Source organism: Streptomyces sp. NPDC020681 (assembly GCF_044334895.1).
In the GTDB taxonomy this organism is placed as follows: domain Bacteria; phylum Actinomycetota; class Actinomycetes; order Streptomycetales; family Streptomycetaceae; genus Streptomyces.
Map to the genome: position 1 here is coordinate 18,139 of NZ_JBIRTX010000001.1, position 16,801 is coordinate 34,939.

Annotated in this window: 15 protein-coding genes; 10 read left to right on the forward strand and 5 right to left on the reverse strand. The window is 69.0% G+C overall.

Annotation, left to right across the window (positions count from 1 at the left end):
• Window positions 1-3 precede the first annotated feature (3 nt).
• Entirely contained in the window at window positions 4-1,524 is a 1,521-nt protein-coding gene (locus ACH4YL_RS00105; protein ID WP_398503196.1) for a SpoIIE family protein phosphatase, read from the reverse strand.
• A 367-nt stretch (window positions 1,525-1,891) separates the two neighbouring features.
• Between ACH4YL_RS00105 and ACH4YL_RS00110 the strand changes: the two genes are divergently transcribed.
• The 6 genes from ACH4YL_RS00110 to ACH4YL_RS00135 all read left to right on the forward strand — a co-directional run bounded on the left by ACH4YL_RS00110 (window position 1,892) and on the right by ACH4YL_RS00135 (window position 9,069).
• Complete coding sequence (locus ACH4YL_RS00110) at window positions 1,892-4,021, forward strand: SpoIIE family protein phosphatase (protein WP_398503198.1); 2,130 nt, start codon at window positions 1,892-1,894, stop codon at window positions 4,019-4,021.
• Between the two features lie 2 nt (window positions 4,022-4,023).
• Window positions 4,024-6,474 (forward strand): SpoIIE family protein phosphatase, encoded by a 2,451-nt coding sequence (locus ACH4YL_RS00115; RefSeq protein WP_398503200.1) that lies wholly within the window; start codon window positions 4,024-4,026, stop codon window positions 6,472-6,474.
• Window positions 6,475-6,510: 36 nt separating this feature from the next.
• Window positions 6,511-6,960: a hypothetical protein gene (locus tag ACH4YL_RS00120; protein ID WP_398503202.1), complete on the forward strand. Its 450-nt coding sequence runs from the start codon at window positions 6,511-6,513 to the stop codon at window positions 6,958-6,960.
• 164 nt (window positions 6,961-7,124) lie between these two features.
• Window positions 7,125-8,105: an alpha/beta fold hydrolase gene (locus tag ACH4YL_RS00125; RefSeq protein WP_398504329.1), complete on the forward strand. Its 981-nt coding sequence runs from the start codon at window positions 7,125-7,127 to the stop codon at window positions 8,103-8,105.
• An 81-nt stretch (window positions 8,106-8,186) separates the two neighbouring features.
• Complete coding sequence (locus ACH4YL_RS00130) at window positions 8,187-8,579, forward strand: helix-turn-helix domain-containing protein (RefSeq protein ID WP_398503204.1); 393 nt, start codon at window positions 8,187-8,189, stop codon at window positions 8,577-8,579.
• Between the two features lie 82 nt (window positions 8,580-8,661).
• On the forward strand, window positions 8,662-9,069 hold the full coding sequence (locus tag ACH4YL_RS00135) for a VOC family protein (protein WP_398503206.1): 408 nt from the start codon (window positions 8,662-8,664) through the stop codon (window positions 9,067-9,069).
• A 108-nt stretch (window positions 9,070-9,177) separates the two neighbouring features.
• Here ACH4YL_RS00135 and ACH4YL_RS00140 read toward each other — a convergent pair whose 3' ends face one another.
• Together ACH4YL_RS00140 and ACH4YL_RS00145 are read right to left on the reverse strand one after the other, a co-directional pair.
• Entirely contained in the window at window positions 9,178-9,987 is an 810-nt protein-coding gene (locus ACH4YL_RS00140; protein ID WP_398503208.1) for a S1 family peptidase, read from the reverse strand.
• 318 nt (window positions 9,988-10,305) lie between these two features.
• Window positions 10,306-11,727: a condensation domain-containing protein gene (locus ACH4YL_RS00145; protein ID WP_398503210.1), complete on the reverse strand. Its 1,422-nt coding sequence runs from the start codon at window positions 11,725-11,727 to the stop codon at window positions 10,306-10,308.
• 223 nt (window positions 11,728-11,950) lie between these two features.
• Here ACH4YL_RS00145 and ACH4YL_RS00150 point away from each other — a divergent pair, with 223 nt between their 5' ends.
• Complete coding sequence (locus ACH4YL_RS00150; RefSeq protein ID WP_398503211.1) at window positions 11,951-12,805, forward strand: hypothetical protein; 855 nt, start codon at window positions 11,951-11,953, stop codon at window positions 12,803-12,805.
• A gap of 15 nt (window positions 12,806-12,820) precedes the next feature.
• On the opposite strand, the gene ACH4YL_RS00155 is transcribed toward ACH4YL_RS00150, so the two are convergent.
• Window positions 12,821-13,159, reverse strand: coding sequence for a nuclear transport factor 2 family protein (locus ACH4YL_RS00155; protein WP_398503212.1), 339 nt, complete (start codon window positions 13,157-13,159; stop codon window positions 12,821-12,823).
• Window positions 13,160-13,275: 116 nt separating this feature from the next.
• Here ACH4YL_RS00155 and ACH4YL_RS00160 point away from each other — a divergent pair, with 116 nt between their 5' ends.
• Window positions 13,276-13,896 (forward strand): L-threonylcarbamoyladenylate synthase, encoded by a 621-nt coding sequence (locus ACH4YL_RS00160; RefSeq protein ID WP_398503213.1) that lies wholly within the window; start codon window positions 13,276-13,278, stop codon window positions 13,894-13,896.
• A gap of 66 nt (window positions 13,897-13,962) precedes the next feature.
• On the opposite strand, the gene ACH4YL_RS00165 is transcribed toward ACH4YL_RS00160, so the two are convergent.
• A complete protein-coding gene (locus ACH4YL_RS00165) occupies window positions 13,963-14,910 on the reverse strand; it encodes a hypothetical protein (protein WP_398503215.1) in 948 nt (315 codons plus the stop codon).
• A 494-nt stretch (window positions 14,911-15,404) separates the two neighbouring features.
• On the opposite strand from ACH4YL_RS00165, the gene ACH4YL_RS00170 reads away from it, so the two are divergent.
• Both ACH4YL_RS00170 and ACH4YL_RS00175 read left to right on the forward strand, forming a co-directional pair.
• Window positions 15,405-15,869 (forward strand): hypothetical protein, encoded by a 465-nt coding sequence (locus tag ACH4YL_RS00170; RefSeq protein ID WP_398503217.1) that lies wholly within the window; start codon window positions 15,405-15,407, stop codon window positions 15,867-15,869.
• 102 nt (window positions 15,870-15,971) lie between these two features.
• Window positions 15,972-16,676, forward strand: coding sequence for a class F sortase (locus ACH4YL_RS00175; protein ID WP_398503219.1), 705 nt, complete (start codon window positions 15,972-15,974; stop codon window positions 16,674-16,676).
• Window positions 16,677-16,801: the final 125 nt, after the last annotated feature.

Genomic DNA, 16,801 nt, shown 5'->3' on the forward strand with positions numbered 1-16,801 from the left:
AGGTCAGGACTCCGCAGTGTCCTCGCCCGCCGGAGCGGGGCCTGCCCGGGCGATGAGCAGAGCCACGTCGTCGTGGTCTCCCGGGTGGCGCAGGCCGCGCAGCAGCAGGTCGCAGGTTTCGTCCAGCGAGCGGTTGGGGTCGTCGAGGATGTCGAGGAGCGCTCCCAGGCGTACGTCGATCGCCTGGTCGCGGGTCTCGACCAGGCCGTCGGTGTAGAGGACGAGTTGGTCGCCCGGCTCGATGTCGAGGGTGGTGGTGTGGAAGGTGACGCCGCAGCCGCCCAGCGGTGCGCCGGTGGGCAGGTCAAGGAGCTCGCGCGTGCCGTCCGGATGGTGCAGGACGGGCGGAAGGTGCCCGGCCAGGGAGACCTGGCACTGCGCGGTGCAGGGGTCGTAGACGGCGTAGACGCAGGTCGCGATCGCTTCGCCCAGGCCGTCGGTGATGCGGTCGAGGTGGTGCAGTACCTGGGCCGGGGGCAGATCGAGATCGGCCAGCGTCCGGGTGGCGGTGCGCAGTTGGCCCATGGTGGCTGCGGCTGCGACACCGCTGCCCATGACGTCGCCGACGACGAGGGCGGTCTTGTCGCCGTTCAGGGGCATGACGTCGAACCAGTCGCCGCCGATCTCGATGGTGGCCTGGGCGGGACGGTAGCGAGCGGCGATCTCCAGGCCCGGCCGGCGCGGTGGCGGGTGGGGCAGCAGGCTGCGCTGGAGCGTGAGGGCGGTGTGGCGTTGCTCTTCGACGACACGGTGCCGCTCGGTGACATCCACGCTGGAGGTGGCCACTCCCAGCACTGTCCCGTTCGGTGCTTCGAGCCGGTAGAACGAGACCGACCAGGCGTGGTCGTGTTCCGGGTCGGCCGGGGTCCGGCCGACGGTGTACTGGTCCGTGATCGGGATGCCGGTGGCCAGCACCTCGTGCATCGCCGCCTCGAAGGACTCGTCCAGGAAGGGCAGCACATCACGGACGTGACGGCCGATGTGTTCGGCGGCAGGCACCCCGTTCATCCGCTCCTCCGCCGGGTTGACCGAGACATACCGAAGATCCGTGTCCAGCACACCCAGTCCGATCGGCGACTGGGACACCAGTCGGGCGGACAGTGCGAGGTCCCGTTCGACCTGTCGTACCGTCGTCTGGTCCGTGGCCAGGCCAAGGGCCCAGTAGTCCTGCTGGTCGTCCTGCAGCCGCATGTTGCGGAACTCGACCATGCGCGTGCTGCCGTCCTTGTGCCGGATGGGGAAGACCCCCGCCCAGCTGGTGCCGCCTTCCATGACCTGGGCGAACAGCGTCAGCACCTGCTCCAGGTGCTCGTCGCGCACCAGCAGTTGGACCGCGTACTGGCCCAGGGCCTCCTCGGTGCTGTATCCGAAGAGATCCTCGGCCTGCGGGCTCCAGAGATCGATCCTGCCCTGGGCGTCGAGGAGAATGGCCGCAACGTTCAGCACATCGAGCAGGCCGCCCGGCCCGGACGGAGCGACCTCCGTCACGTCGGGCCCGCGCCGCGAAGGCTCGGTCGCACCCATATTCCCGGGCTCTCCTTCCGACCACCGCCACGGCGTGATGCCTGGTGCCGACCAGGACCGTGCGCCGGCGTCCGTTGCCCCGGCCTCCCTATCGTCCCCCTCTACCGGTCGCTCACGCACGCCACGCGGTTGTCGACGCCCCGCGACCCGGCTGGTCCGGACCGGGGCGCATGGCCCATCGGCTCCGTGCGCCCCTGCCCGCCCCCTCAGATAGGCTGATATTGGATAAATGCGCCCGAAAAGCTGCGCCAGATTCGTCATACCCGGGACGCTGCATCGACCGTGCGTCAGCAGCGCTCGGCCGGAGAGATCGCCAGGGAGTGGCCGGCGAGCAGAGGCCCCCACACCCCGGGGTGAGGTCATTGCGTTGGACACACACCAGTCGACGAGTGATGTACCGGATCACCCCCTGTCGACGGCCGGGTACGCGGGTGTTCTCCGCGACCTGCTGCCGATCGCACTGTGGAGGTCGGATGCGGAAGGCCGCATCGAGGAGTGGTCGCTGGCCGCCCGGGATCTGCTCGGCTACGAGCGGGAGCAGATGCTGGGCCGCTACGGGATCTCGATGCTGGTCCCCGAGCCCAACCGGGAGCTGGCCGTTCAGCTGGCGGAGCGGGTCGTGGCGGGTGAGGCGGTTGTCGCGACCGTTCCCGTGCTCCACCGCGACGGACACCTCGTGCCGATGGAGATGTGGATCTGCCCGTCCGCGGACCGGAAGGGCGGAACCGGCGTCCTGGTCATCGCCGTGGAGACTTCCGCCGTGCTGAGAATGCGGGATTCTCTGGCGGCCCTGGAGGGCCTGTTCACCCAGTCCCCCATCGGTCTGGCCATGATCGGCCCCGACCTGCGCTTTCTGCGGGTCAACGACGCGCTGGCGCGGATGAACGGCGTCTCCGCGGCCGCGCACCTCGGCAAGCGGCTGGCCGAGGTCGCGCCGGGGATCAACGCCGCGGCGCTGGAGGCGGTGATGGGGCAGGTGCTGGAACGCGGTCGGGCGATGGTCGACGTACGCCGCACCGGTCGCACCCCGAGCGATCCCGACCACGACCGGACCTGGTCCTGCTCCTACGCCCCACTGCTCGGCGGCGACGGCCGGCCGACGGGACTGATCGCTTCCCTGATCGACATCACCGACGGGCAGCAGGCACAGGTCGAGGCCGAACGGGCGCGGCGGCGCTTCGCCCTGCTGGCCGAGGCCGGCACACGCATAGGGACGACCTTGGACCTGAGGCAGACGTCCGAGGAAGTGGTGCAGGTACTGGTGCCCCGGCTGGCCGACTCGGCCGACGTACAGCTGCTGGAAGCGGTGCTCGACCCCGATGAGGCCGCCGCATCCGCCCAGGGCGTGGTGCGCCGGATGGCGGCCGCCTTCCCCGACCCGTCCGCCCCCACCGCGAAACTGACGGCGGGCATGACCTTCCAGCTTCCACTCGGCTCGGTGTACGAGCAGGTGATTGTCGAGGGGCGCCCCATGAACCTCTCCCAGGCCGACATCCCCGCGTTGATCCCCGATCCGCAGGCCGAGGAGCTGCGCGCCTATCTCAGTACCAGCACGGGCTGCGCGCGACTGGTGCCGATGGTCGCCCGCGGCAAGGTGCTCGGCGCCGTGGTCGTGACGCGTACCCGCAGCCGCGAGCGGTTCGACGAGCAGGACTGCACGCTCATCGACGAGCTGGTCGCCCGAGCGGCGCTGAACATCGACAACGCGCGCATGTACACGAGCCAGCGCGAGGCGGCCCTCACCCTGCAGCACAGCCTGACGAACACCGCGCTGCCCGAAGTGACCGGTCTGGAACTCACCGGGCGCTACCTCCCGGCCAGCGACCACGAGGTCGGCGGCGACTGGTTCGACGTCATCGCCCTGCCCGAGGGCAGGACCGGCCTGGTCATCGGGGACGTCATGGGCCACGGAATCCATGCGGCGGCCGTCATGGGGCAGCTGCGCACAGCGGTGCGAACGCTGGCACGCCATGACGTCCCTCCCGCTCAGATCCTCTACTCCCTGGACGCCACCGTGGCCGACCTGGGAGAGAACGAAATGGCAACCTGCGTCTACGCAGTCCACGACCCCGCCGCCGGCGGCTGCCTGATCGCCAGAGCCGGCCATCCGCCCCCGGCCGTGGCCGACGGCCGAGGGACGATCACATTCCTCGACGGCCCCTCCGGCACGCCGCTGGGAACGGGCGGACAGGACTTCCAGGCCGAGGAGGTGCCACTGCCTCCCGGCAGTCTGCTGGCGCTGTACACCGACGGGCTCATCGAGGCCCGCGACAGAGACCTCGACCAGGGCATGCACCAGCTCGCCCAGGCGCTGCGGGACTTGGACCGCCCGTTGGAGGAGATCTGCGACCACGTCCTCGAACGGCTGCTGCCCGCCGCGGCCCCGGACGACGTCGCGGTCCTCCTCGCCAGAACGCTGGGTCCGCGGGGCTCCGTGAGCAGTCGTCCCGAGCCGCACCGCAGGGGCGCTTCCGCCCGGAAGGCGCGAGAGTGGTAGCGATGGACACTCCGGTGACAACGTTCAGCGAGGGCCCGGAAGACCCGTTCGCGGTACGGCGCGCAGCCTCGGCGGTCCTGGACGACCGCGGGATCGTCGTCGGCTGGAGCGAGCGGGCCGAGGCGCTGCTCGGCCACCCGCCCGAGGAGGTGCTCGGGCGGGCGGCGGCCGAATTCCTGGTCGACCCCCGCGACCGGGACGTCGTCCTGGACGCCGTGGCCGCCTGCGTGAGCGACCAGGGCTGGTTCGGCGTCGTGCCCATCCGGCACCGAGACGGCCAACGTGTGGAGCTGGGGTGCCGGGTCCGGGCGATGGTCAGGCGCGACTCCCCCGGTGAATGGTTCCTCGTCGCCGCGCCCGCCGAGGATGTGATCCAGTGGGAGACGGACAGGTCGGTCCTGGACGGCTTGTTCAGCCGCTCCCCCATCGGTCTGTCCGTGCACGACCCGGACCTGAGAATCCTGCGCGTGAACCGGGCGATCGCACGGTTCAGCGAGCTGCCGGTCGAGCAGCACCCCGGGCTCCGCACCAGCGACTTCCTGATCCAGCAGGACACCGACACGGTGGAGAGGCAGCTGCGGGAGGTACTGGAGACCGGCCGGTCCTCGATCTTCACCGAGCAGCCCGCCCGGCTGCGCCGGCATCCCGACCGTGAGCTGGTCGTATCGGTCTCCGCGTTCCGGATGCAGGACCCCGCCGGCCGGATCCTCGGAGTGACACAGACGGTCGAGGACGTGACCGACCGCTACCGGGCCCGCCGTCGGCTCGCCCTGCTCAACGAGGCCAGTGCCCGGATCGGGACCATGCTGGACGTGGCGAAGACGGCGGACGAGCTGGCCCAGGTGGCGGTCCCGGACCTTGCCGACTGCGTCTCCGTGGACCTGCTGGAGCCGGTGGCCCGCGGCCACGAGCCCACCCAGGAACTGCTCGGACCGATGCGCAGGGCGGCCGTCCGCAGCGTCCTGCCGAACACGTCGGAAGTGATGTATCCGGTGGGCCAGACGATTCACATCCCGCCGGAGACGCTGCAGGCACGGTGCCTGGCCGAGCAGCGCGCGCTCCTCGACGCGCGTCTCGAGGGCTCCACCGCTTGGCTCACCATGGACCCGGACCGGGTCGAGCGGGTTCTCGCACTCGGCATCCACTCGCTGATGGTGGTGCCGCTCGTCGCACGAGGGCTCGTACTGGGCCTGCTCAATCTGTGGCGGTCGCAACGGCTCGAGCCGTTCGAGGAGGACGACCTCACACTCGCCGAGGAGTTCGCCTCCCGCGCCGCCCTCTGCATCGACAACGCGCGCCGCTACACCCAGCAGCACGAGGCGGCCCTCACCCTGCAGCACAGCCTGCTCCCGCACGACGTGCCCAAGCACCCGGCGGTCGAAGTCGCCCACCGCTACCGGCCGGCCGACGCAACGACCGGCGTCGGCGGTGACTGGTTCGACGTCATCCCGCTCTCGGGGCTTCGCGTCGCCCTCGTCGTCGGCGACGTGGTCGGCCACGGCATCCACGCGGCGGCCACCATGGGCCGGCTGCGTACCGCCGTACACACCCTGGCCAACCTTGACCTCACGCCGGACGAAGTCCTCTTCAACCTCGACGATCTCGTGGACCGGCTGGCCGCCGAGCAGGAGCCGACCGACGAACACTCTCCCCAAGTCGTCGGCGCAACCTGCCTGTACGCGGTCTACGACCCGGTCTCGCGGCACTGCGCCCTGGCCCGCGCCGGCCACCCGCCGCCCGCGGTGGTGAACCCGGACGGACAGGTACACCTCCTCGACGTGCCCGCAGGCCCGCCGCTGGGCCTGGGCGGACTGCCGTACGAGGCCGCCGAGTTGCAACTGGCCGAAGGCAGCCTCCTGGCCCTCTACACCGACGGCCTCATCCAGGGCCGCAAGCGGGACATCGACGAGAGTCTGGCCGATCTGTGCGAGGCGCTGGTCGTGCCCGCCGGCTCGTTGGAGGAGACATGCAAGGCGGTGGAGGACGCGCTGCTCCACGACCGGCCCTCCGACGCCGTTGCCGACGACGTGGCCCTGCTCGTCGCCCGTACCCGCCTCCTGGCACCGGAGAAGGTGGCCACGTGGGAGCTGCCGGTGGAGGCGACCGCCGCTGCCCGGGCCCGGATGCTGACGGCATCCCAACTGGCCGAGTGGGGACTGGAGGAGATGGCATTCACCACCGAACTGATCGTCAGCGAACTGGTCACCAACGCCTACCGCTACGGCGGCGGGCCGATCGCCCTACGGCTCATCCGTGACAGCCACCTGCTGTGCGAGGTCTCCGACACCGGCAACACCTCACCGCACCTCCGGCGGGCGCGCACCACCGACGAGGGCGGCCGTGGACTCTTCCTGGTGGCCCAGCTCACCGAACGCTGGGGCACCCGGTACACGCGCGACGGCAAGACCATCTGGACCGAACAACTGCTGTCCCCCGCGCCGGCGTCCACGTAGGCTTCGTCACCGCGATCCGGACTCCCGGAGGCTTTGATGCAGAACGCTTCGCTGCCGTACGTCGATGAGCACTCGACGGTGATTGCGGCGGGGACCGACGACGTCTGGCGCAGTCTGTGCGAAACGCTGGACCGATCCTTCTCACGCCCCGGAGCGGCCGGCTACGCGAGGCTGGTGGGATGCGCCGACCGCACCGTGTCCGGGCCACGGCCTCTTGCCGAGGGCTCGGCCTTTCCCGGGTTTCGCGCAGTTGCTGTGATCCCGAGCCAGGAGCTGGTCCTCCAAGGGCGTCATCGTTTCTCGTCGTACGCCCTGATCTTTCGCCTTGAACATGTCGGTCCCGGTCAGTCGCGGCTGCGCGCCGAAAGCCGAGCTGCCTTCCCGGGCCTCGCCGGTGGCCTCTACCGACGGCTCGTCATCGGGACGGGTGGACACGTGGTCGGCATGCGGCGTCTGCTCTCGGCGATCCGGCGTCGAGCCGAATAGCGCACCCGTGGTCCACAGCCCGAAGCGTCCCGGCACACTCGCCGGTTGAGTGGCCATCCGGAGCCGTTTTGCTGAAGCGGCAACAAAACAAGACCCGCTGCGACCTTCCCCGCATGATCGGCACCAGCGCCGGCACACGGCAGCGCGAGAGCCCTGGAGGATTCATGTCGCAGCAGGCCACGGACGTCACTCACCGGCTGGTCGCCGCACCCGCGGGCCGGATCCATCTCGTTGAGCAGGGTTCCGGGCCTCTGGTGTTGCTCGTGCACGGCTTCCCCGAGTCCTGGTTCTCCTGGCGCCACCAGCTGCCGGTTCTGGCCGCAGCCGGGTATCGCGCCGTCGCCGTCGACGTCCGCGGCTACGGCCGGTCCTCCAAGCCCGAGAACACGGACGCGTACCGGATGCTCGACCTGATCGAGGACAACGCCGCGGTGGTGCACGCACTCGGCGAGGAGACCGCGGTGATCGTCGGGCACGACTGGGGCTCGACCATCGCCGCGAACTCCGCCCTGGTGAAGCCGGACGTCTTCCGCGCGGTCGGACTCCTCAGCGTTCCCTACACGCCGCCCGGCGGGCCGCGGCCCAGCGAGGTCTTCGCGCGGATGGGCGGGGACGAGGAGTTCTATGTCTCCTACTTCCAGGAGCCCGGCCGTGCCGAGGCCGAGATCGAACCGGACGTACGCGGCTGGCTCGCCGGCTTTTACGCCGCCCTGTCCGCCGGCACCATGCCCGCACCCGAGGCCCCGGACCTCCACTTCGTCAGCAGGGGCGGGACGCTGCGCGACCGGTTCCCGGCCTCTGTGCTGCCCCACTGGCTCAGCGAGGACGAACTCGACGTCTACGCCGGGGAGTTCGAGCGGACCGGAATGAGCGGGGCGCTCAACCGCTACCGGAACATGGACCGGGACTGGAAAGACCTCGCGGACTTCGCCGGCGCCTCCATCACACAGCCGTCCCTGTTCGCCGGCGGCAGCCTGGACGCCTCCACCACCTGGCTGGCCGACGCGATCGACGCCTACCCCAGCACGCTGCCCGGCCTGGTCTCCTCGCACATCCTCGACGGCTGCGGCCACTGGATCCAGCAAGAACGCCACCAGGAGATCAACCAGATCCTGACCGACTGGCTCGCCTCCCTGCCCGCCTGAAGCCCTGCGGCCGAAAGGCGGCGGGAGCGGATCGATCACCGGGCCTGTCACGGCGGCGGAGAACTGTGGTGTGCTGGCGCAGTGAGCCGCGCAGCAGAAGAGACCAACCGCCGCATGCTTCGGGCACGGGACGCGATGGACCGCGCGTACGCGCAGCCGCTGGACGTCCCGGCACTGGCCCGGATCGCGCATGTGTCTCAGGCCCACTTCACACGCACCTTCCGGGCCACGTTCGGCGAAACGCCGCACCGCTACCTGCAGCGCCGCCGTGTCGAGCGGGCGATGTTCCTGCTGAGGGAGACCGACCGCAGTGTGACGGACATCTGCTTCCAGGTCGGCTTCGGAAGCCCGGGAACCTTCAGCCGCACGTTCCACGACATCGTCGGCCGGTCGCCGAGGGCGTACCGCAAGGAAGCGGCTGCCACGAACGTACCGACGTGCTTCACGAAGGCGTGGACACGGCCGAGCGCCTGATCGTTTTCACTGCCCGCACCCTCCGGCCGCCTGAGCAGTTTTGGATAAGTTTTCGTCCGGCTTGCCCGCTAGCGTGATGCACATGTTGAACGCCATCACGCACTCGCAGATCTACGTCCTCGACCAAGACGAGGCCCTTGAGTTCTACGTCGGCAAGCTTGGCCTGGAGGTCCACACCGATGTCGACCTGGGCCCCATGCGCTGGCTGACCGTCGCCATCCCCGGTCACCCGGAGCGCCAGATCCTGCTGGAGAGGCCGGGCCCCCCTGCGATGTCCGAGGAGACAGCGGAGCAGGTCCGCGAACTGGTGACCAAGGGCGCTACCGGTGGCTCGCTCATCTTCAGCACGGACGACTGCCGCAAGACGTACGAGACGCTGCTGGGCCGGGGCGTCGAGTTCACCGAGGAGCCCACCGAGCGTCCGTACGGAATCGACTGCGGCCTCCGCGACCCCTTCGGCAACAGCATCCGCTTCACCCAGCCCGCCTGAGGGCTGTCCTGTCGCAGGGCTCGACGCGCCGCGTCCCGGTGCCGTACGGCCAATGGCCCGGCACCGGGACGCGACATTGCTCAACCGCTCACCGTGTACTGACCGGCGTCAGCCGCCCAGCCCCTCGGCGGCCTTCTTGATGTCCGCCGCGAACGCGCTCACCTCGGTGTAGACACCCGGCTTGCCCGGACGCGCGCAGCCCTCGCCCCAGCTGACGATGCCGACCTGGAGCCAGGCACCCGCGTCGTCCTTGCGGAACATGGGACCACCGGAGTCGCCCTGGCAGGTGTCGATGCCGCCGGTGTCCAGGATTCCGGCGCAGAGCTCCTCGCCGGGGGTCAGGTCATCGCCGTACGCCTTCTGGCAGGTCGCGTCGTCGATGGCCGGGACCTTGGCCTTGAGCAGGTACCGCTGCTGGTCGCCGCCTTCCTTGTCCGCGCCCCAGCCGGCGATGTCGAAGTCGCCGGTGTTGAACGAGTCGTCCCCGGCGATCGGCAGGGTCGGCAGGTCGATCGGCTTCTCGAGCTTGATCAGCGCCCAGTCCTTGCCCTTGCCGTTGTAGCCGGGCGCCTGGAGGACTTCGGTCGACTTCACGCTGACCGCGTTGGGGTCCTCCAGGTCGACGACGCCCGCCGTCGCGGTGATGCCGGTGTTCGGACCGCTGCCGTCGACGCAGTGGGCGGCGGTCAGCACGATGTCCTTGGCGTACAGCGATCCGCCGCAACCCATGGACAGCCGGACCATGAACGGGAATTCACCCTGCTCGGCCTTGGTCCCGCCGACGACCTTCGTGCCTACCTCACCGGGTGGGGTCGGTGCGGGGGCGGCGTTGGCCGCGCCGGGCTGGAGGCTGAACGCGGCGAGGGCGACAGCACCGGCCGCGGTGGCCGTCCTGAGGTGCTTCAGGTAGCTCTTCAACTGACTTCCTCTCGTGGGGGGATGCGCCACACACGAGCCCACCCGCCCCCCGGGAACCGGAAGTCACCACCGAATGACATGCATGAAAAACGGCAGCACACCGCAAGGCACCCGAACCCAGTGGGGGATGAGTCCGCAAAGCGCACTTGCGATTATGTGGAACGAACAACCCGGGCAACAAGGCCGCCCCGGACGCCAACTCCCCTTCACCGCAAGCCACGTTGAGTCCATACCGACCCATCCCGACCGCAAATACCCCTGCTGTTACACGAGCGACATGAAACCTCCGGAGAACTGTGTGGCGGAGGTCCGGCTTCTTCATCCAGCCGATCGCGGGCCCGGGACGGTCGGCGGGCAGTGACTGTTTCGCGCCACCGAAACGATGAGTTCCCGCAGCCGCTCGATACACAGCCGCATGTTCTTGTACGCCGCGTCGGTGTCCGGATACCGGCTGGCGAACTGCAAGCCCTCGTGCAGTCTGGTGACCCACGCGCACACCTGGTCGCCGTACGAGACCCGGATCAGCCCGTACGCCTTGAGGTCCTGCCAGTGCTCCGACCCCGGGATGCCGCGCGCGTCGACGAACGAGACGATCGAGTACAGGTCCGGAGAGGTGGGCCGGAAGTCGGAGCCCAACAGCCGGAGTACGCGGGCGATGGGCATCCGGGACAACGGCCGGTTCTCCCGCAGCGCGGCGCGGACCATGTCCAGAGCGCTGTCGAAATCCGGCGCCTGCGCCACGGGAATCTCGATCGGCGCACCACCCACGTACCAGCCCACCGAGTTCGACCACTGGGATTTCGCCCTGGTGTGGAACGGCACGACGGTCCGGTACACCTGCTGTCCGCTGATGTCGCGGACAATGAGGCCGACGGCCGCGAGAACGCCGACCAGGCTTCCGCCGTATGGACGGCAGTACGCCTCGAACGCGGCCGCGTCCGCGCCGTCCACGAGCATCTCGTGCATGAACTTCTGGGTGGGCAGCGGCCCTTCGGGGTCGAGTCCGAGGTCGACAGGGAAGTTCGGCAGCTTCCCGTCGCATTGGGCGATGAATTCCCGCCAGCGGGCGACGATCGCGTGCGTGTCGTCGATCTGATCGGCGTTCTCGCGCTCCGTTGCGCAGAAGTCGACATAGCTGGCGACCGGTTTCGACTCAACAGCCCGGCCTTCGAGACCGGCTGCGTAGAGTTCGTGGATCTCGGCGGCGATGCGCAGGATCGAATACGAGTCCACATTGCTGTGGTCGAAGGCCATGTAGACACTTGTGCCGTCGTCCCTGACAACTGCCGTGAAAATGAAGTTCGGCCAGGTGAGCGCGTCCGCCGCGATGTCGAATCGGTCCTGCAGATAGTGGGTCAGCGTTGCCGCGTCGGGAAAGTCTCCGATGTCCTCGCGGTGCAGTACGACGGACTCGGCGTCCAGCGTGAAGCGCCGCATCTCGTCGCCGATCCAGCGGAAACCGCTGCGCAGCGTCTCGTGTCGAAGTGTCCAGGCCCGCAGCGCGCCTTGGAGGACATCGAGATCGACCGGTCCCGGGATGTCGAATGAAGTGCCGAGCCAGGTCGGCACGAACAGGCCATCCTCACGTACCGATCGCGCCGTTCGAACGTGGGACTCCTGTACGTACGCGGGCGGGCGGGAATCGTCCGGCAAACGAGTCGCGGCCTCGACGACCGCCGGATGGAGCACCCATTCCACGAGATGTCCGGGCCGGATCTCGCAACGCTGGATGTCGGACATTCGCAAGGGGCTCTCCGTTCACACGCCCTCGGGACGCAGGTAGGGCAAAGACACAACGAGACCAACGATTCGGATGATCCGAAAGAAACGCCGTAGGGGCGATTCAGCAAACGCGGCGGAAAACGGCGCGGCAGACCCCGGGTCCTGTGACGTGGAGTCGGAGGGGTGGCACGATGGGTATACAGGCCCTATCAGTGGTCGGTCCAAGCTTCTTGGAGCACTTATGAATATCGCGCTCCCGTTCCGTGTCTTCATCGCAACGGCCATGACCGGCCTGCTGCTCACCGCCTGCTCAGGTTCCGACGGGTCCTCGGACGCGTCGGGATCGCCGTCCGCCACAACTGGGACATCGCAGCCGCCAACGCCATCACAGTCGCCGTCCCGCGCCACACCCACCCCTTCACTCTCGGCGACCACCCCGCCGGGCACACCGGCGCCCACCACACCCGCGCCCGGCGGCACCACGCAGGCGATCGGCCCCGGCCGCCTCCAGCCGATCTGGCCGTTCACCACGCTCACCCAAGCCCAGGCGTGGCAGCGTGACTATCGCTCCGGCGGGCACCAGCCCTGGCATCTCGACCCGGAACAGACCGCGTTGTCCTTCACCCAGGGCTACCTCGGCTTCCGCGACATCGACCGCGTCACCACACGCAACATCAGTGGCTCGCACGCCCGCATCGGCGTCGCGACGAGCGGTCCCGAGGGCGGCACCGCGGCGACGATCCACCTCGTTCGGTACGGCACCGGCTCCGACGCCCCGTGGGAGGTCGTGGGCACCGACGACACGACGTTCACCCTGACCCTGCCCGCGTACGGTGCAGTCGTCCGGTCCCCGCTGCAGATCGGCGGCCGTATCACAGGCGTGGACGAGAGCATCCGCATCCAGGTGCGCCAGCCGTCGTCCAAGGCGCCGTTGGGCAGCTCATGCTGCGGCTCTGCGGGCGGGGACAACCAGCCGTGGAAACAGTCGGTGTCCTTCTCCGGCGCCCGCGACACGGTCCTCACGGTTGTCGCATCGACCGGCGGTCATGTCGCCGAGGTCGAACGCTTCGCCGTCACGGCGGTGCGCACCGGATGAGCTACATCTTTGAGCTCACACCTTGCCGCCGAAGAAGACCTGCACCTCCTGGATGAGTCCGTCCCGGACGGTGATCGCCTCGACGTTGCGGTGTCTGTCCCCCGTCGTGAGTTCGTACTCGTAGTGGACAAGGACGAGCTCGTCGTCGGCGGGTGTGACATGCAGCAGTCGATGGTCCTTGAACCGGTCGGCGGTCGGAAAGCACCGCTCGAAGAACGCCGTCTTGTCGATGTGGTCGTCCTGCGGACTGGTGAACGAGAAATCGTCGGCGTAGAGAGCGAAGGCCGCATCGCGGTCCTGTGACCTGTAGTACCGAAACGCCGCCTCGACGACGCTTGCCGGGTTGCCGGACATTCGGTCCCCCTGGTCGGAAGGTGACGTACTACGCCACCGTACAACCGCGGTTCGCACACCTCATGGGCGACACCGTGACCGGCGGGGCGGGGAGATTTCGGGGCTAAACTCGGCGAATGGCAAAGTACTTCGACGTGCACCCCGAAAACCCTCAGCGGCGCACCATCAGCAGTGTGGCTGACAGCATCCGGGCCGGCGCGCTCGTCGCATACCCGACGGACTCCTGTTACGCACTGGGATGCCAGCTGGGCAGTCGGGACGGCATCGGCCGAATCCGGTCGATCCGCAACCTCGACGATCGTCACCACTTCACTCTTGTGTGCCAGAACTTTGCGCAGCTGGGTCAGTTCGTGCACATCGACAACGACGTGTTCCGCGCGATCAAGGCGGCGACTCCCGGCAGTTACACCTTCATCCTGCCCGCGACGAAGGAGGTGCCGCGCCAGCTGCTGCACCAAAAGAAGAAGACGGTCGGAGTCCGGATTCCTGACCACGTCGTCGCTCAGGCCCTGCTCGCCGAACTCGGTGAGCCGCTGCTGTCGAGCACGCTGCTCCTGCCCGACGAGGACGAGCCGCTGACACAGGGCTGGGAGATCAAGGAACGACTCGACCACGTGTTGGACGCCGTGGTCGACTCGGGCGACTGCGGGACCGAGCCGACCACGGTCATCGACTTCTCCAGCGGCGAGCTCGAGATCGTACGCCGAGGGGCGGGCGACACCGCGCGGTTCGAGTAGCCACGCCGGTCGCATCACCACGTGTCGCGCGCAGGACTGATCTCCGCGACCCGGAGGACCGCAGGGTCAGCCGGTGGGCCGGGCGGCTCGCGGCGTCAGGGCCAGGCCGGTCGGTGTGTTGAGGCCGGTGGCCGGGAGCGTGGTCTGGCTGCCGCCGCGCGCCGGCAGTTTCACGACCCGGTTGTTGAAGCTGTCGGCAACGTAGAGGGTGCCGGCTGTGTCGAGCGCCAGACCCAGCGGGTTGCTCAGGCCGCTGGTCGGCACCGTGGTCTGGCTGCCGCCTTCCGCGCGGATCTTCACGATGCGGTTGTTGGCGCTGTCGGCGATGTACAGGATGCCGGCGCGGTTCACCGCGACGCCGGTCGGCTGGGACAGTCCGATGGTGGGCACGGTGGTCTGGCCGCTGCCGTCCGCGGCGACTTTCACGATGCGGTCATTGACGAAGTCGGAGACGAAAAGGTCCCCGTCGGCCTCCAGCGCCAGGCCCCACGGGTGGAGCAGTCCTGTGGTGGGGATCGTGGTCTGTCCGCTGCCGTCCGCGGGGACCTTCACGATCCGGTCGTTGAAGCTGTCGGCGATGTAGAGGTCGCCGGCCGCAGAGAGCGCCAGGCCCAGCGGGCGGGACAGATCTGTGGTGGGGACGGTGGTCTGTTCGCCGTCCGCGGCGATTTTCACCACCCGGTTGTTGCCGGTGTCGGCGATGTAGAGCGCGCCGGCCGCGTCCCGGGCCATGCCTGTCGGACGGAGCAGGTCGACCGCGGGGACGGTGGTCTGCTCTCCGCCGCCGGCCGGCAGCTTCACCACCCGGTTGTTGCCGTAGTCGGAGACGTACAGCGACGCGCCGCCGGTCGGGGGCGTGCTGGGAGCCGCCTCGGCGCCCGCCGGTGAGAGCGCCGACGCGCACAGCACCAACAGCCCCGCCGCGGCAGCCAGCCGCCCTCTCCACGTACCTCCGTCCCGGCCGGCGACGGCCGACGGAACGCCCGTGTGAGAAACCCTCGTCCTGCGTCCCATGACTCACCCCTGTGTTCCGTACGCCCGGCCCGATGCCGTAGCCGCCCTGCCGTGGGGGTCTGTGCCCGACCCACTGCGGGAGTGACAGGCCGTCAGCGCCCGTCGGCCACCGACCCTAGAAACAGCCGCCGAGCGTGCGGGTGCGCCACGCCACCGGCCGACGCGGCGTCCACTCCAATGCCGACGCGTCGGGCTGTCCGGCGTTCCTGCTGCTCGCGGACGCGCACGTCCGGGCAGAGGACTGATCGGCGCTTGCTGAGAACGTCAGCACATCTCAGGGACCGCGCGGTAGGTGAAACCTGGCTTCGGCGCGGCGTGCCGCTCACCGGGTGAAGATTCGGCCCACTCCACTCGAAGGGCTCAAGGAGGGTCCTCCGCCCCGGCCTCCCGAGTGGTGAGGAGCCAGGTTTCGTCTGACGGTGGATCACGTCGCTGCTGCGGACCGATGAGCCGACGCCGTGTCAGCCTTCGCAGCTGCGGCGGAAGGACCCCTCATGCGCTCTGCCCGCATTCTTATCGCCTCGGCCGCCGTGGCCGCGGCCTTCACCATCTCCACTCCAAGCGCCTATGCCATGACCATGGCCGATGACTGGAAGAAGGAAGACAGCAGCTCCTCGTCCTCAAGCAGTGACCACGGCGACTCGTCCGGCAAGCACGAGAAGCCGTGGGGCGGCGTGCACACCGGCGGCGGCGCTCTCGGCGCGACCTCGGCCGACGACTGGCAGAAGGTCGACGACTGGGAGAAGGGCTCCAGCGACAGCTCGAGCGAGATGAGCGGCAAGGAGAAGCCGGAGTCTTGGAAGCACGAGAAGCCGAAGGGCGGCGTGCACACCGGTGGCGGCGGCACGGCCATGTCCGGCAGCACCGCTGCGGCCGGCACCGTGCTGCTGCTCGGTGGTCTTGGTGCCGGCACGTACATGCTGCGCCGTCGCGGCGCAGCCGGTTCCGCCGCCGCCTGACGCGACACCTGACACCACGCACTCCCTGCCGTGGCCACCGCCTTTTCTGGCGGTGGCCACGGCGCCCCTGTCCTCTCGGCCGCAGAAGGAAAGGCGCTTTCGATGACTGGCCAGTTGCCCGCAGTCAAAGGTTCGTCGTGGAACGCTCGTACCCCTCAACGCCCCGGACGCCCGCTCATGTGGCCCGCCGTAGCGATCGTGCTGGGCGTGATCTTGCTCTGGGGCTCCATCGACTCCTCGACGCCCGGCACGGCGGCCACCGCCCCTCCGCTCGGCGTTCATGAGCCGGCGAAGGCCGCCCCTGCTGAGGAGGAAGCGGAGTACGAGGTCGAGGCCCCGGCGGAAATGTCGCGTTCCCTTCCGACACGGCTGACGATTCCCGAGATCGCCGTCGACGCACCCTTCACCGGTCTGACTCTCGGCAGGTCGGGAGAGCTGAACGCGCCGCCGGCCGATGACACGAATCTGGTCGGCTGGTTCACGTCGGGCGTCACACCCGGGGAGCTCGGCACGGCCATCGTCGCCGGTCATGTGGACACCATGACCGGCCCTGCCGTGTTCGCCCAGCTCAGCGTCTTGCAGCCGGGAAGCAGGATCGACATCGCTCGCGAGGACGGATCGACGGCCACGTTTCGGGTCGATTCCGTCGACAGCTTCAGCAAGGCGGACTTCCCCAACGAGCGCGTCTACGCCGACACTCCGGACGCCCAGCTGCGTCTGATCACCTGCGGCGGCGACTACGACCGCAAGGCCAAGGACTACACCGAGAACGTCGTGGTCTTCGCGCACCTCGACACTCCCGCGTAGCCGCGCCGACCCCCGCCGGACTGATCGGGCCGTGCACGACCATTGACTCGGGTCGCACGAGGTCATTACGTTCTGCCCATCATTTCGAACGTGTGACGAAATCTCGAACAACGTGAGGGGCTCAC